The 14,688-nt window shown below is 33.5% G+C and carries 15 protein-coding genes and 2 tRNA genes; 4 read left to right on the top strand and 13 right to left on the bottom strand.

The features are described from left to right. From FDM27_RS01030 to rlmN, 4 genes are all read right to left on the bottom strand, one after another. Positions 1 to 687 carry a hypothetical protein gene (locus FDM27_RS01030; protein ID WP_140484856.1) on the bottom strand — a complete coding sequence of 229 codons (687 nt, stop codon included), beginning with the start codon at positions 685 to 687 and terminating at the stop codon, positions 1 to 3. Continuing rightward, entirely contained in the window at positions 674 to 1,243 is a 570-nt protein-coding gene (locus FDM27_RS01025; RefSeq protein ID WP_140484855.1) for an RNA polymerase sigma factor, read from the bottom strand. The genes FDM27_RS01030 and FDM27_RS01025 overlap by 14 nt, the downstream gene beginning before the upstream one ends. 130 nt (positions 1,244 to 1,373) lie before the next feature. Then, positions 1,374 to 2,351 (bottom strand): polyprenyl synthetase family protein, encoded by a 978-nt coding sequence (locus tag FDM27_RS01020; RefSeq protein WP_140484854.1) that lies wholly within the window; start codon positions 2,349 to 2,351, stop codon positions 1,374 to 1,376. 62 nt (positions 2,352 to 2,413) lie between these two features. Continuing rightward, entirely contained in the window at positions 2,414 to 3,457 is a 1,044-nt protein-coding gene (rlmN, locus tag FDM27_RS01015; RefSeq protein ID WP_140484853.1) for a 23S rRNA (adenine(2503)-C(2))-methyltransferase RlmN, read from the bottom strand. A gap of 82 nt (positions 3,458 to 3,539) precedes the next feature. Between rlmN and FDM27_RS01010 the strand changes: the two genes are divergently transcribed. Further along, positions 3,540 to 4,181 carry an O-methyltransferase gene (locus FDM27_RS01010; protein ID WP_071184921.1) on the top strand — a complete coding sequence of 214 codons (642 nt, stop codon included), beginning with the start codon at positions 3,540 to 3,542 and terminating at the stop codon, positions 4,179 to 4,181. Between the two features lie 81 nt (positions 4,182 to 4,262). Here FDM27_RS01010 and FDM27_RS01005 read toward each other — a convergent pair whose 3' ends face one another. The 5 genes from FDM27_RS01005 to FDM27_RS00985 form a co-directional block, all read right to left on the bottom strand. Then, a complete protein-coding gene (locus tag FDM27_RS01005) occupies positions 4,263 to 4,826 on the bottom strand; it encodes a phosphatase PAP2 family protein (RefSeq protein WP_140484852.1) in 564 nt (187 codons plus the stop codon). Continuing rightward, on the bottom strand, positions 4,826 to 5,152 hold the full coding sequence (locus FDM27_RS01000; RefSeq protein WP_071184919.1) for a twin-arginine translocase TatA/TatE family subunit: 327 nt from the start codon (positions 5,150 to 5,152) through the stop codon (positions 4,826 to 4,828). Before FDM27_RS01000 ends, FDM27_RS01005 begins: the two co-directional genes overlap by 1 nt. A 120-nt stretch (positions 5,153 to 5,272) precedes the next feature. Next, positions 5,273 to 6,022, bottom strand: coding sequence for a hypothetical protein (locus FDM27_RS00995; protein ID WP_140484851.1), 750 nt, complete (start codon positions 6,020 to 6,022; stop codon positions 5,273 to 5,275). After that, entirely contained in the window at positions 6,012 to 6,734 is a 723-nt protein-coding gene (locus tag FDM27_RS00990) for a carboxypeptidase-like regulatory domain-containing protein (protein ID WP_140484850.1), read from the bottom strand. The genes FDM27_RS00995 and FDM27_RS00990 overlap by 11 nt, the downstream gene beginning before the upstream one ends. After that, entirely contained in the window at positions 6,721 to 7,458 is a 738-nt protein-coding gene (locus FDM27_RS00985; RefSeq protein WP_140484849.1) for a hypothetical protein, read from the bottom strand. The genes FDM27_RS00990 and FDM27_RS00985 overlap by 14 nt, the downstream gene beginning before the upstream one ends. Before the next feature lie 129 nt (positions 7,459 to 7,587). Between FDM27_RS00985 and pepE the strand changes: the two genes are divergently transcribed. Further along, positions 7,588 to 8,295, top strand: a complete 708-nt coding sequence (gene pepE, locus FDM27_RS00980; protein ID WP_140484848.1) for a dipeptidase PepE — start codon at positions 7,588 to 7,590, stop codon at positions 8,293 to 8,295. 34 nt (positions 8,296 to 8,329) lie between these two features. On the opposite strand, the gene FDM27_RS00975 is transcribed toward pepE, so the two are convergent. The 3 genes from FDM27_RS00975 to FDM27_RS00965 form a co-directional block, all read right to left on the bottom strand. Beyond that, positions 8,330 to 8,402: transfer RNA gene (locus tag FDM27_RS00975), tRNA-Gly, on the bottom strand. Between the two features lie 85 nt (positions 8,403 to 8,487). After that, a tRNA-Gly gene (locus tag FDM27_RS00970) sits at positions 8,488 to 8,560 on the bottom strand. Positions 8,561 to 8,703: 143 nt separating this feature from the next. After that, the gene (locus tag FDM27_RS00965; protein WP_140484847.1) at positions 8,704 to 9,426 is read right to left on the bottom strand and encodes a murein L,D-transpeptidase catalytic domain family protein; all 723 of its coding nucleotides are present in this window, start codon (positions 9,424 to 9,426) and stop codon (positions 8,704 to 8,706) included. 264 nt (positions 9,427 to 9,690) lie between these two features. On the opposite strand from FDM27_RS00965, the gene FDM27_RS00960 reads away from it, so the two are divergent. Both FDM27_RS00960 and gpmI read left to right on the top strand, forming a co-directional pair. After that, a complete protein-coding gene (locus FDM27_RS00960; RefSeq protein WP_317133604.1) occupies positions 9,691 to 12,027 on the top strand; it encodes a DUF5916 domain-containing protein in 2,337 nt (778 codons plus the stop codon). A 141-nt stretch (positions 12,028 to 12,168) separates the two neighbouring features. Continuing rightward, the gene (gpmI, locus tag FDM27_RS00955; RefSeq protein ID WP_140484845.1) at positions 12,169 to 13,692 is read left to right on the top strand and encodes a 2,3-bisphosphoglycerate-independent phosphoglycerate mutase; all 1,524 of its coding nucleotides are present in this window, start codon (positions 12,169 to 12,171) and stop codon (positions 13,690 to 13,692) included. Between the two features lie 78 nt (positions 13,693 to 13,770). Here gpmI and FDM27_RS00950 read toward each other — a convergent pair whose 3' ends face one another. Then, complete coding sequence (locus tag FDM27_RS00950) at positions 13,771 to 14,688, bottom strand: LysR family transcriptional regulator (RefSeq protein ID WP_140484844.1); 918 nt, start codon at positions 14,686 to 14,688, stop codon at positions 13,771 to 13,773.

The raw sequence follows: 14,688 nt of genomic DNA, 5'->3' as shown, positions 1-14,688 counted from the left end.
TTATTCTTCTTTGTTTCTATTTACAAAAGCATCTTTTACTGCCTTAAAATTTTCAGCAACTTTACTAAATACATTTTGTCGATAAGAAGGTTCTAAATCCTTATCAACTTGTTGCAACAATTGATTTGGATTAACATGTACTTTTAAATCTGGATTAGTTTTATTATTTAATCTTGTCGATTTATCAACTCTTACTAACAGTTCGTCAACTGTAAGAGAATTCGTTTGCGTAGAAATTGATTCTTGCTCTGCTTCTTGATTGATAATTACAACATCATCCACTTGATTAAGATTGTTTTTAACCACAATTCCTTCTTTTTTCAACTTATAAGATGGATTGCTTTTTGAAGTCGATTTTTGAATTATTTGAACTATCGATTCTTTTTTCTCCATTTTTAAATTAACAGAATCTGACGTTATTGCTTTAATTTTAGTATCAACTGTTTTTTGAATTACCACTTCATTTTTCTGGGTTTTAATTGTCTTTTCTTGAAAAGTAAAATACACTGTTCCAATCAATAACAAAGCTGTAAAACTTGCCGCCACATACAACCAGGTAAATTTAGCTTTTGGTTTTTCTGTTGCCGAAAGCATAGTATCGAGTTTTGTCCAAGCCATTTCAGAGGGTTTGATTTCACGAGAATTCAATTGTTCCCTAAATTGCGTTTCTAATTTATTCGGTTCCATTGCTATACTTTTTCAACTTATTAATTTGTCCTTTCAATACTTTTCTGGCATGCGACAACTGCGATTTAGACGTCCCTTCACTAATTCCTAACATACCAGCAATTTCCTGATGTTTATAGCCTTCGATAGCATACAAATTGAAAACTACTTTATACCCATCTGGTAAACTGTCTATCAAAAACTGAATATCAGCTACTGAAAATTGACTTTCAATAGCATCAAAACTTTCTTCATCGCGTCCAATGACGAAATCATCTTCGATATACTTCAATTTTTTGTGAACCCTGATAAATGAAATACATTCGTTTACCATAATTCGCCTTATCCAACCTTCGAAACTTCCTTTGAATTGAAAATTCTTCAAATTGGTAAACACTTTCATAAAAGCAGTTATCATGATATCTTCGGCCTGATGAATGTCTTTTATATATTGTCGGCAAACACTTAGCATCTTGGGTGAAAACTGGCTATAAATCTTTTGTTGAGCTTGTCGATTGTTTTCGACCGCTAACCGGATTAGTTCGTTTTCCTGCTGATGTAAGTTGATTACTTTCAAAATTTTATAAAGTGTTTCTATTAGCAAGACGATTGTCGATGCAAAAAGGTTGCATGAGGAGTAGATTTATTTTTGATTTGATAATATAAAAATCAAAAAGTCCAATAAAATCAATAGTTGGCAAAGGAAATTATTTTTTCCTTTCGATAACATAATTCACCATCAAAGTCAAAGCATCTTTGAATTCGGAATCGGGATAATTTTGAAGTAAAGAAAGAGCTTCCTGTTGGAATTCAATCATTTTATTTTCGGCATAAGTCAAACCGTTATTGTTTTTCACAAAAGCAATCACTTCTTTAACGCGTTTCTTGTCTTTATTGTGATTTTTTATCGAATTGATTAACCATGTTTTTTCTTTTTTCGAACAAATATTCAAAACATGAATTAAAGGCAAAGTCATTTTTTGTTCTTTAATATCGATTCCTGTTGGTTTCCCAATAGCCTCGTCTGTATAATCAAACAAATCATCCTTTATCTGAAAAGCCATTCCAATTAATTCGCCAAACTTTCGCATATTTTCTACCTGAACTACATCTTCAGAAACTGATTTGGCTCCCAATGCACAACAAGCTGCAATAAGTGTTGCCGTTTTTTTTCGAATAATTTCGTAATAAACATCTTCAGTAATATCGAGTCTTCGGGCTTTTTCTATTTGAAGTAATTCGCCTTCACTCATTTCACGCACAGCGACAGAAATAATTTGAAGTAAATCAAAATCACCGTTATCTATAGAAAGCAACAATCCTTTGGATAATAAATAATCACCTACAAGTACAGCAATTTTATTTTTCCAAAGAGCATTAATTGAGAAAAATCCGCGACGACGGTTACTGTCATCCACCACATCATCATGTACTAAGGTTGCCGTATGAATCAATTCAATAACCGATGCTCCGCGGTAGGTTCTTTCGTTCACAATTCCTCCGGAAATCATCTTAGCGGTTAGAAAAACAAACATCGGACGCATTTGTTTTCCTTTTCTGTTAACGATGTAATACGTAATTCTGTTTAACAACGCCACTTGAGAAGACATCGACTCGTAGAACTTTTTTTCAAAAAGTTCCATTTCATTAAATATGGGCTGTTTTATTTGAGAGGTAACATTCATTCGTTTCCAAAGATACTATTTTATATAAAACAGGACTGTTTAAACAAAATAATTTATCATTTTCAGACTTCTTTATTAGCTAATTGCCCACAGGCCGCATCTATATCTTTTCCACGACTTCTCCTTACTTTAACTACCACTCCAATAGCTTCTAAAGCCTTAATATAAGCATTTATGGATTCCTCAGAAGCTTGTTGAAATTCGCCATCATCAATAGGATTATATTCAATCAAGTTAACTTTACAAGGAACATATTTGCAAAATTTAACCAGCGCATCTACCGAAGCCTTATCGTCGTTGATTCCTTTCCAAACCACATATTCATAAGAAATTTTACTTTTAGTTTTTCGATACCAATACTCCAAAGCTTCACGCAAATCAGCTAAAGGAAAGTTTTTACTAAAAGGCATAATTCGGGCTCTGATTTCATCAATGGCTGAATGCAGGGAAACTGCCAATTTGAATTTCACCTCGTCATCGGCCATTTTCTTTATCATCTTAGGAATTCCAGAAGTTGAAACCATAATTCGTTTTGGAGACATTCCCAATCCTTCTTCCGAAGTAATCATCGAAATAGCCTTAATGACATTATTATAATTCATCAATGGCTCACCCATTCCCATGAAAACAATATTTGACAACGGATGATTGTAATACAAACGGCTTTCGCGATCGATAGCCAAAACCTGATCGTAAATTTCCCCTGGCTCCAGATTCCGCATTCTTTTCAAACGCGCAGTAGCACAAAAATTACAATCCAAACTACACCCTACCTGACTGGAAACACAGGCAGTAGTACGTGTTTCAGTAGGAATCAACACGGATTCAACCACCAAACCATCATGCAAACGAACAGCATTTTTCACCGTTCCGTCTTCTGAACGCTGCATGGTATCGACTTTGATATGATTAATCACAAAGTTTTCTTCTAACATAGAACGCGTTCCTTTGGAGATATTTGTCATATCCTCAAAACTGTGCGCTCCTTTACTCCATAACCATTCATAAACCTGATTTCCACGAAATGCTTTATCATTATTGGCAACAAAAAAATTGCGTAATTCTTCTTTAGATAAGGCTCTTATGTCTTTTTTCTCCATTTGCATGCTGCAAATTTAATGACTATTTGTTGATTTGTTGTTTTGATAATTTGATAACTTTGGCACAAATTGAAAAAAACACAGCAAAATGCATTTCATTTCTCAAGAATTAGAAGATTACATCGAACAACATTCTGAAAAAGAGCCCGAATTATTAGCAGCTTTAAACAAGGAAACCTATCAAAAAATTTTATTGCCACGAATGTTAAGCGGGCATTTCCAAGGCAGGGTTTTAAGTATGTTGTCTAAATTAATTCGTCCGTTGAATATTCTTGAAATTGGAACTTATACCGGTTATTCGGCTTTATGTTTATGCGAAGGTATGCAGGAAAACGGCCAATTGCATACCATAGACATCAAAGAAGAATTAGTCGATTTTCAGAGAAAACATTTTGACAAATCACCTTGGGGCAATCAAATTGTTCAACATTTAGGCGAAGCAGTCGATATCATCCCTACGCTTGACATCAAATTTGATTTGGTTTTTATTGATGCCGATAAAGAAAATTACCTGAATTATTTTGAGTTGATTGTTCCCAGAATGAATAAAGGAGGCATTATTTTATCAGACAATGTACTTTGGAGCGGTAAAGTTTTAGAACCTTTAAACCCAAAAGACAAAAGCACAAAAATATTACTTGATTACAATAAATTATTAAAAGAAGACCCAAGAGTAGAAACCGTTTTACTTCCTATCAGAGACGGGCTAACAGTAAGCAGAGTACTTTAAAACATTCCCTAAAACAAAAACGCACATCCACAAACTATACAAACTGTGAATATGCGTTTTTTATTTTCACAAACTTTCTTCTTAAAGCGGAAAATATTTTATTTGTGTAAATTGATATATTCTAAAAACTAACCACCCTGTTAACATTCCAAATAAATAACCACTCAAAATATCTAACGGATAATGCAATCCTAAATAAATTCGGCTATAAGCAAAAATTAAAGGCCAAAGAAATAATAAAAAAGTATATTTAAAATACGGTTTAATAAGATGATAAATAAACACAGCTGCCGCCATACTATTTGCTGCATGTCCCGAGAAAAAACTAAACGATTTTGTTTTTTTCACCACCCGGATCATCGAATAAACATCCGGATTATTACAAGGACGTAATCGCTGCACTCCATGCTTAAACAAATTAGTACACTGATCAGTAATAAAAATAAGTAATGCTATAAACAACAGCACATACAATATTTGCTTACCACCTATTTTTTTATAAATAACATAAAGTAGTATTAAAAAAAGTGGAATCCAATTGGTTTGTTTGGTTATAAAAAGCCACAAACTATCGTAAGACTCTGACCCAAGTCCATTTAAATACACTAATAATTGAACATCTAACGAGAGGAGCTTATCTAACATTATCGACTACGTTTTACCGGACCGGCAATATCTTCAATATCTTCTTTGATTTTGGTTGCCTGAACAACACTATCTCCTAAAATATCTTCTTTTACCTGATTAATTTGCGAATTGATACCACCTGTCATTTCTGACAATGATTTTGCATCTAAACCATTTTCCTCTGCACCTTTCTGAATTTCATGTTTTATATCATTTGTAGCATTTTTTAATTGCGCCATTGCTTTTCCCATTGTACGGGCAATTTCCGGAATCTTATCCGATCCAAACAACAATAAAACTACAAACATTATAAAGACTAACTCTCCTCCTCCAATACCAAACATATTCTATATTTTTTTTTAAAATGCAAATATACCAAAATTAAAAAAGTCTATTTTTAAATTTTCTCTTAAAATAAAGACCTTTATTTTTTGTAAACCAAACGCTTGACGATTATTGTTTTTCTAGTGTTTCGTTATTTTTTTATACTCCGTGTTCTTAGTAATAAGAAAATCCATTAATCGAAACTCCTCACTTGGTTGCATTAATTGTCGTGACTTAGAATCATTTTCACAATAAATTAAAAACAATTTAATCTCATCATCTTTTAAATGCAAGGTGTTAGAAAAAAAACCATAATTCACCTTATCCATTACCACTTCAGAAAAACTGGTTTCTTTATAAAAATCCGTTTTTTGAGGATTGTTTTTTCTTAAAACTCCCAAGACATCTTTATAAATCCTTACAAAGTCCACTCCGTTTTCTATACCGCCAACCGGAGGTAAAGTCCTGTTTTTAGGAGAAGATTTAGCATCATCAAAGTATTTCAAGTCAACATATTTTTGCGTATTTCCTTCAACAGGATTTAATTCTTTCTTAGCCAGAATTAAAACCTCAGCCAATTCATTAGTAAAAACTTCTAAATTGACAATCAACTTAGACGCAACAAAATCAGCCTCGGAAAGAACAATTTTTCTAGATTTAAAAGACAAACTGGAAAAAACTAAGGTATCATGAGCCTTTGCCTTAACTTCAAACAAGCCATATTGATCCACTACATCTCCCACATTTGAATTCACATTAAAAACAATTACGTTTTCAACCGGAACCAAATTATTTCGCACTTGACCTTTAAGTGTTTTTTGCTCACCTACTTGACCAAAAGAAAATTGAGTTAAAAGAAGAAAAATTAAAATACTTACTTTAGTTTTCATAGACCGTTATTTTATTATAATTTTTAGCCAGAGTTAAGATATAAAACTTGGACAGAGTTTTGTTTTTTGATTTTAACGAAGACACAAAATCATCATTTTCTATGCAATACAACTGAAAATCCCTGATATAATCTTTCCTGATTTTTAATGTTTCAATATAAAAATTTTCTTCAAAAAGATATTCTAATTTAGCCATCAATTGTTCTTTTTCAGCAACAATTAACTCCTTCTTTAGCATCGCTGTTCTTCCTGACATCCAGTTCAACGGCCTGTCTAAAAAACCTGATCTTGCAGTGTACAATCTCCTTTCAGCAACCGTATATTTTTTTTGCCCACTTGGAATAATCCCTAAACTTTCAGCATTAATTTTGGAATCTTCTTTAATGATTACTTCTTTGAGCGGGATGCTTTCAATTTGTAACTGAACTATTAAAACAGCTTTTTCTAAATCAGCCTGAACTATCTTTTTACGTAAAGTTACAAGATTTACCGCAGAAAACAGCAGTTCGTCACCTTCTTTTAAAAAAAGTGTAAAACTTCCATTCTTGTCGGTCGAAGTTGTTTTTTGAGTAGTTTGATTAACAATATTCACCCCTTCTACCGAAGTAGAATCAACGCGAATAAGTCCACGGATTTGCTTTCGATTATCCTGACCAAAAATAATTTGGCCAAACAAAAACAGCAATAGTAAAAGAAAATTATTTGTTTTCAAGGGCAATTATCGCTTTGTATTTCACTGCCAATTCTCCTAACAAAAATTCAATTGTAGTTTTGTTTTTCATCTCTAATATTTTAGTGAATTTTTGATTATCCACTACATAATACTCAAAACCTTTTATATATTCCAAAGGCAACTGCAATGTATTAATAAAATGTTCTTTATCAAACATTTTTTCCAACATAGCCATATATGATTCTTTTTTCTCGACCTCTATTTCTTTTTTCAACATCTTACTACGACCGGAAATAAGATTAATTACAGGATCCAAACCCATAGGATTTAAACGAGCCGAACTTGCAGTGGCATATTTTCTCTCGGCTGGGGTATATTTTTTTTGGCCTGAAGAAACAATTCCAAGTGACACCGCATTAATCGAATTATAATTTCTAACTACCACTTCATTCAATTCATGAATCATGGTAATTAAATGCACTTTCAAAACAGCTTTCTTAAAATCTTCGGCATTCAACACTACTTCTTTGCGTTTAGTTTGCAAACCCGAAAAAACCAAAGTATCACCTACATTAGCCTCAATAACAAATTCTCCATTTAAATCCGTAAAAACCGTTTGCTCAGATTTTAGATTAATAACATAAATGCCGTCCAAATTAGACACATAAGCACTCACCTGCCCTCTTATTTCAGAAGCTTTCTTTAGCTGCCCCAAAACAACAGTTGTAAACAAAATAAAAAAAACAGCTACAAATACCCTCATCTGACACAAAATCAAAGAGTAAAAATAAATCAAGCTCATCCCAATTTGATACTAAGAAGCTGATAAAAATTTGTTAATAAATCAAACTGATTAGCAAACCGATTTTATATCTTTAAATCAAAAAATACCATGAAAAATCTATTACTAGCCAGCACCTCTACCCTTTTCGGAAGCAGCTATTTAGAATACTTACTCCCTAAATTGAAATCACATTTCAAAAACTGTAAAACTGTGCTATTCATTCCTTACGCCAGGCCCAGCGGGATTTCGTATGATGAATACACTCAAAAAACAGCTTCGGTTTTCGCCAAAATCAATATCGTCATAAAAGGAATTCATCAATATGAAAACCCTGCTCAGGCCATTCAAAATGCCGAAGGAATTTTTACAGGCGGAGGCAATACCTTTTTATTAGTAAAACAATTGTACCATGAAAAAATCATGACTACGCTAAAAGAAACACTCGAAAAAGGCACTCCCTACTTAGGAACCAGCGCAGGCAGCAACATTGCCGGACTGAGCATGCAAACCACTAACGACATGCCTATTGTTTATCCACCAAGCTTTCAAACCTTAGGACTAATTCCTTTTAATTTAAACGTACATTTTATAGATGCCGATTCCCAATCGACTCACATGGGAGAAAGCCGGGAAACCAGGATTAACGAATTTCATCACTTTAATAATTTCCCGGTTTTAGGACTAAAAGAAGGAAGTTGGCTCGAAATAAAAGACGGAAAAATAATTTTGAAAGGAAAGTTATCAGCCAAATTATTCCAAAAAAACCGCATTCCCGTTGAAATAAAACCAAACTCGGAATTGAGTTTTATCCAATAAAAAAAACCGAAACTATTAAGTTTCGGTTTCTAAGAGCGGAAGACGAGGCTCGAACTCGCGACAACCAGCTTGGAAGGCTGGAGCTCTACCAACTGAGCTACTTCCGCATAACGGGTGCAAATATACAAATTATTCAAACACCTCCAAATTTTATTTTAAAAAAACCGAAACTATTAAATTTCGGTTTCTATGAGCGGAAGACGAGGCTCGAACTCGCGACAACCAGCTTGGAAGGCTGGAGCTCTACCAACTGAGCTACTTCCGCATTAGCGTGGTGCAAATATAAAGAATAAGTTAAGTTGAAAACAAATTTTTAGAGCATATTTTTTTTAGTCAAAAAACAAATTCAAGCTTAACTTTTTTAAAACTAAATTGTTACCTCCTGATTTTTTTTTTCATCAAACCGAACTAAGAAACCAACTTTGACAAATTTTGATAGGAATCCGAAGGATAATAAATAAACAAACAAGATTTATCCTTGATAGTACTAATTAATTCTTCTGTTATTCCCAATGGAATCGCCGGACAACCAAGACTTCTGCCTAATCTTTTGTTATTATGAATAAAAGAATCCGAAACATAATCAGCTCCATGGACAACAACCGCTCTTTCTCTGGCATTGTCATTAATTCCTTTCTCTAAACCGTCCAGTTTCAATGACTTTCCATGTTTTCCATTATACACTTCTCCCGTAACATAAAAACCCAAACTACTCTTATAGGATTCCGGAGTATTAGAAAAACTATTAGCAAACTCACCTCCGGTATTTCTTCCGTGAGCCACCAGCGAATGATACAAGATAACATCAGTATCCAAATCAATCACCCAAAGTCTTTTAACATTAGCTGATAAACTAAAATCAATAAGTGTAATTATGTTTTTAGAAACAACTCCCTGAGCTTTTAACTTATAAAAACCTTCCAAAGCCTTCTTAAAACTTTCCAGTTTAGGCAAATCATAATTTGCCGAATGCAATTTATTATAAACTTCCTCAACACTTGGCTCTACAAAATCACTTCCCTGATGATTTTTCAAAACCACCTCAGTTTTACTTTCTTTTGAAAAAAAGACATTAGTTGTTCCTAAAAAAAACACGAGCAACACACAACCCAAAAAACCCTTACAAACCATTGAATACTAATTACTTAAAAACCTAATTATGCAGCCAAAAATATAAAAAAAGCCCCCTTAAAAAAAACAAAGCCGCATTAATAAGATAGTTTTAACCTATTAGTAGTTTTTTTATTACGCCAGAGGTTGTTAAAAAGTTGTTAATTTCACTTATTTTATTATTTTTGCCTAAGATATCATTCCTTCATGAAGTTATTTCGTTTATCAATATATTGCTTCTTAGCGTTATTAAACCTGAGTCTTTTTGCACAAAAAAAAAGTATTTTGGCAAAATCAAAGACAAAGGAACTGGCTATTGACGGAAAAATTGAAGAAGACGAATGGCTGGAAAACACCGAAACAGCTTCTAATTTCATTATGTTTGAACCCGATAACGGTAAAGCCATAAGCGAAAATAAAAAAACCGAAGTCAAAGTTCTATACGACAATGAAGCCATCTACATTTCGGCACTACTTTACGACGACGAACCTGATAAAATCCAACGGGAATTAACCGAAAGAGACGTTTTTGGCGTAGCCGATCATTTTGCTGTTTTCATAAACGGTTTTAATGACGGACAACAGGATTATCGTTTTTATGTAAGTTCTACCGGAGTGCAAATGGACTGTTTAGCTACTGAAGAAACTGAGGATTTTACATGGGATGCTATATGGCAAAGCAGTGTCAAAATAACTCATTTTGGCTGGTCAGTAGAAATGAAAATCCCTTATGCTGCAATCCGTTTTCCTAAGAGCCAAAAACAAAGCTGGGGCATTAATTTTATGCGTGAAATTAAAAGAAATGCGCAAAAATTCACCTGGAATCATATCGACACCCGAATAGGCGCTGTCTTAACACAATCAGGAACATTGGAAGGAATAGAAAACATAAATCCTCCTACCCGATTGTTCCTAATTCCTTATACTTCGGCTTATTACCAAAAAGACAACTTTTCTGCTGACAAAACACTTAAAGCAGGATTAGATATAAAATACGGAATCAACGATGCATTTACTTTAGATGCCATTTTAATTCCTGATTTTGGACAAACTAAATTTGATAATGCAATCCTAAATCTGGAACCTTTTGAACAGAAATTAGACGAAAACAGACCTTTTTTTACCGAAGGAACTAACTTATTCAACATTGGAAATATATTTTATTCCAGACGAATTGGCGGAACTCCAATTATTAGCAAATCAACTTTAGAAGAAAGCTTTGCTAACAACGAACAAATCACTAACTATCCCAGTACTGTAGATTTAATCAACGCGATAAAAATTTCAGGACGAACTAAAAAAGGATTGGGAATTGGTTTTCTAAACGCCATTACCGAAAAAACCTTTGCTACAATAAAAAACACCAATGACAACAGCAGCCGAACTGAAGTAATTGAACCTTTAACAAATTACAACATCCTTGTACTAGATCAACGATTCAGACAAAATTCTTCGGTTTCTTTTATCAATACCAACACTAGCCGTAACGGTAATTTTAGAGATGCCAATGTTAGTGGATTAGTATTCGATTTAAACACTAAAGGCAATACTTATAATTTATCCGGTGATTTCAAATACAGCAGCATCAATGACACTGAAAGCTATGACGGTTTTAAAAGCTTCATCACTTTTGCCAAAACAAGCGGAAAATACCGTTACCTTTTTAACGGAAAATACACTTCAAAAAACTTTGATTCTAATGATTTAGGCATTTTATTCTACACTAACTATTATAGTGGTTTTGTGAATGCCAGTTATCGAATTTTAAATCCAACAAAATTGTTCAACACCTTAAAAATTGAACAGGAAGTAAATTTAGATGTTGACAACAGTACTAATAGAATTCAAAATACCAGTTGGATACAAACCATTATAACAGCCACTACTTTAAAATTATTCTATTTTCAACTTGGGATTAATGTACTTCCTTTTGAAACATACGATTTTTATGAACCACGCCAAACAGGTCGTTTTCTCTATATTCCCAGAAGATTTTCTGTTTATCTGGAAATGGAATCCAACAAAAACAACAACCTAACTTTTGACATAACTCCTTCTATTGAAAAGTTTGACGAAAACAAACGATTTTCATACCGAATTTATGCCGGTCCCAAATATAGATTTAGTGACAAATTCTCTCTGGGTTTTTATACTGATTATTCAAAAAACAGCAACAATATTGGCTGGGTTGACTCTGACAATTCCGGAATTATTTTTGCCAAAAGAAACATCGAAACCCTACAAAACAATCTCACGGGTAAATATTCCATCAACAACAAGATGACAATAAACCTTAATGCCCGATATTACTGGTCGTATTCGTCCAACAAAAATTTCTATAACCTGGAAGACAATGGCCGTTTAACAGCTAATAATAGCTACAACACTAATAAAAACAGGAATTTTAACTCCTGGAATTTTGACTTTTCTTATTCCTGGTGGTTTGCTCCCGGAAGCCAATTATCCTTATTATATCGAAATTATTCTCAGGAAGAAACTAATAGTATTCAAAGAAACTTAAAACAGAACATCAACTCCGTTTTTAATGCTAATATGACTAATATTTTATCCATTAGTCTGCGTTATTTTATTGACTATAATTCGGTGAAAACCAAATTTTAAACTGCATTTATTTTAACAAAACACCATTTCAGCAACAAAATTGTCATTTTTACCATAGCTAAATTCTTGAATACATAATTGTGATTTTATTCGCAACGAAGATTTTAGAAATAATTTATCTTTGCCAAAAACTAAAAACTAATGAGCAAAAAAGTAATCCTTATGATTTTGGATGGTTGGGGAAAATCACCTGACCCGAAAGTATCTGCAATTGACAATGCAAATGTTCCCTTTATAGACAGTCTTTATAAAAAATATCCTAGCGCTCAACTTAGAACCGATGGTTTACACGTAGGTTTACCGGAAGGTCAAATGGGAAACAGCGAAGTAGGACACATGAATCTTGGTGCCGGAAGAATTGTTTATCAGGATTTAGCTAAAATTAATTTGGCTGTAGCCAATAAAACTTTGGCACAGGAACAAGTATTAAAAGATGCTTTTCAGTACGCAAAAGACAATAACAAAAAAGTACATTTCTTAGGATTAGTTTCTGACGGAGGTGTACACTCTCATACTTCTCACTTGCGTGGATTAATTGATGCCACTCAGGATTACGGTTTAGATCAGGTTTTCATCCACGCCTTCACTGATGGTAGAGATGTTGATCCTAAATCTGGAAAAAAATACATCCAGGATCTAACTGATTATATTGCCAATACTCCGGTAAAAATTGCTTCTGTAATTGGTCGTTACTATGCGATGGATCGTGATAAACGTTGGGAAAGAGTAAAACTTGCTTATGACTTAGTGGTTCATGGAAAAGGAACTCCAACACATAATGTTGTTACTTCAATTGCTACCAGCTATGGAAATGACATCACTGATGAATTCATTGAACCGCTTGTAGCTGTTGACGCTGACGAAAAACCATTAGCAACTATTCAGGATGACGACGTTGTTATTTTCTTCAACTTCAGAACGGATCGTGGCAGAGAATTGACTGAAGCACTTTCGCAACAGGATTTCCACGAGCAAAACATGCATAAATTAGATTTGTACTATGTTACATTGACTAATTATGATGAGACTTATCAAAATGTAAAAGTAGTTTACAACAAAGACAACATTACTGAAACATTAGGCGAAGTTTTAGAAAAAGCAGGCAAAAAACAAATCCGTATTGCCGAAACAGAGAAATACCCACACGTAACTTTCTTCTTTTCAGGTGGTAGAGAAGTGCCGTTTGAAGGCGAATCACGTATCTTAAGAAACTCTCCAAAAGTCGCCACTTATGATTTGCAACCTGAAATGAGTGCTTATGAATTAGCTGACGCACTTTGCCCTGAACTTGAAAAAGGAGAAGTGGATTTTGTATGTCTAAACTTTGCCAATGGAGACATGGTAGGACATACCGGAATTATGGAAGCTGCTATCCAAGCTTGCGAAGCTGTAGATAAATGTGCCGAAAAAGTAATTACTACTGCACTGGCAAACGGCTATTCGACTATTGTAATTGCTGACCACGGTAACTGTGAAACGATGATTAATCCTGATGGAAGTCCAAATACAGCCCACACAACTAATCCTGTTCCTTTTATATTAGTTGACAATGACCAAATAGCTATTCAGGATGGTGTTTTAGGAGATATTGCTCCAACAATTTTAGACTTGATGGGAGTAGCTCAACCTGCTGCTATGTCCAGTCATTCATTATTGGTGAAATAACACTTTTTTACTAACACATATATGGAATGCCCTAAATCGTTTTCACGATATAGGGCATTTTTACATCAAATTCGAAAATTAGTAACCTTCGTACCAACTAAATTTTTCCTGAATTATTTTATCTTTCTCCTGTCTTAAAAAATCCAAATAGGCCACAGCAATCGGCGAAAGTTTTTTCCCTTTTAACCAAATTAAACTCCAAACTGTTTTAATAGGAAGTCCTTTTACTGGAATAATCTGCAACTCATTATTTTGCAGTTCATTTTTAATTCCAATTAGTGGCATTATAGAATAACCAAAACCAGCCAATAAAGCTTGTTTAACAGCCTCGTTAGAGGTAAGTGTCAATTTCTTCAATACTGAAACTGAATTTTGTTTTATAAACCCTTCCATTGTTTGTCTTGTGCCAGAACCTTTCTCTCTGTAAATTAAAGGTAATTCACTAAAATTTTTATTGGTGTAAGCGATCGCATGCTCTTTGCTATTTCCAACAAGGAATAATTTATTTTGTAATAAATCCAACTTTTCAACTTGAATGGTCTCAGGTAATATGGATACTAACGCAAAATCAACTTCATTATTCTCCAAACTTTTTATCACTCTATTTTTATTAGTCACATCCATTAACAATTCTATTTCTGGATTCAATTTTATAAAATCTGAAAGATAAAAAGGCATAACATACTTACCTGTTGACACCACAGAAATTTTCAACCTACCAGACAAAAGTCCTTTATAAGAGAGACTTTTATAATTAATAGCATAAACCTGATTAATTATATTTTCGACCGATTCGGCTATTTCCAATCCAAAATCTGTAATAAAAATTTTTCTCCCAATAACTTCCGTCAATGGAATATCAAATTGATTTTGAAAATTCCTCAGCTGAATTGAAACAGCAGGCTGGGTTAAATTCAAGTCTTCAGAAGCTTTAGTGATACTCCTAGTTTCAACAATTTTAAGAAATATCTTAAGTTGATTTAAAGTATAATTCAT

The organism is Flavobacterium sp. GSA192 (genome assembly GCF_006386525.1).
Classification (GTDB): Bacteria; Bacteroidota; Bacteroidia; order Flavobacteriales; family Flavobacteriaceae; genus Flavobacterium; species Flavobacterium commune.
Note: the sequence above shows the minus strand (reverse complement) of the source record. Positions and strands in the feature narration are given on the sequence as shown.

Excerpts from the sequence above, each read along its gene's own strand:
- FDM27_RS00995 (WP_140484851.1), bottom strand. The coding sequence starts at position 6,022 with ATGAAAACTAAAGTAAGTATTTTAATTTTTCTTCTTTTAACTCAATTT.
- FDM27_RS00950 (WP_140484844.1), bottom strand. The coding sequence starts at position 14,688 with ATGAATTATACTTTAAATCAACTTAAGATATTTCTTAAAATTGTTGAA.
- FDM27_RS00965 (WP_140484847.1), bottom strand. The coding sequence starts at position 9,426 with ATGGTTTGTAAGGGTTTTTTGGGTTGTGTGTTGCTCGTGTTTTTTTTA.
- FDM27_RS01005 (WP_140484852.1), bottom strand. The coding sequence starts at position 4,826 with ATGTTAGATAAGCTCCTCTCGTTAGATGTTCAATTATTAGTGTATTTA.
- FDM27_RS01020 (WP_140484854.1), bottom strand. The coding sequence starts at position 2,351 with ATGAATGTTACCTCTCAAATAAAACAGCCCATATTTAATGAAATGGAA.
- gpmI (WP_140484845.1), top strand. The coding sequence starts at position 12,169 with ATGAGCAAAAAAGTAATCCTTATGATTTTGGATGGTTGGGGAAAATCA.
- FDM27_RS01030 (WP_140484856.1), bottom strand. The coding sequence starts at position 687 with ATGGAACCGAATAAATTAGAAACGCAATTTAGGGAACAATTGAATTCT.
- pepE (WP_140484848.1), top strand. The coding sequence starts at position 7,588 with ATGAAAAATCTATTACTAGCCAGCACCTCTACCCTTTTCGGAAGCAGC.
- FDM27_RS00985 (WP_140484849.1), bottom strand. The coding sequence starts at position 7,458 with ATGAGGGTATTTGTAGCTGTTTTTTTTATTTTGTTTACAACTGTTGTT.
- rlmN (WP_140484853.1), bottom strand. The coding sequence starts at position 3,457 with ATGCAAATGGAGAAAAAAGACATAAGAGCCTTATCTAAAGAAGAATTA.
- FDM27_RS01010 (WP_071184921.1), top strand. The coding sequence starts at position 3,540 with ATGCATTTCATTTCTCAAGAATTAGAAGATTACATCGAACAACATTCT.
- FDM27_RS01000 (WP_071184919.1), bottom strand. The coding sequence starts at position 5,152 with ATGTTTGGTATTGGAGGAGGAGAGTTAGTCTTTATAATGTTTGTAGTT.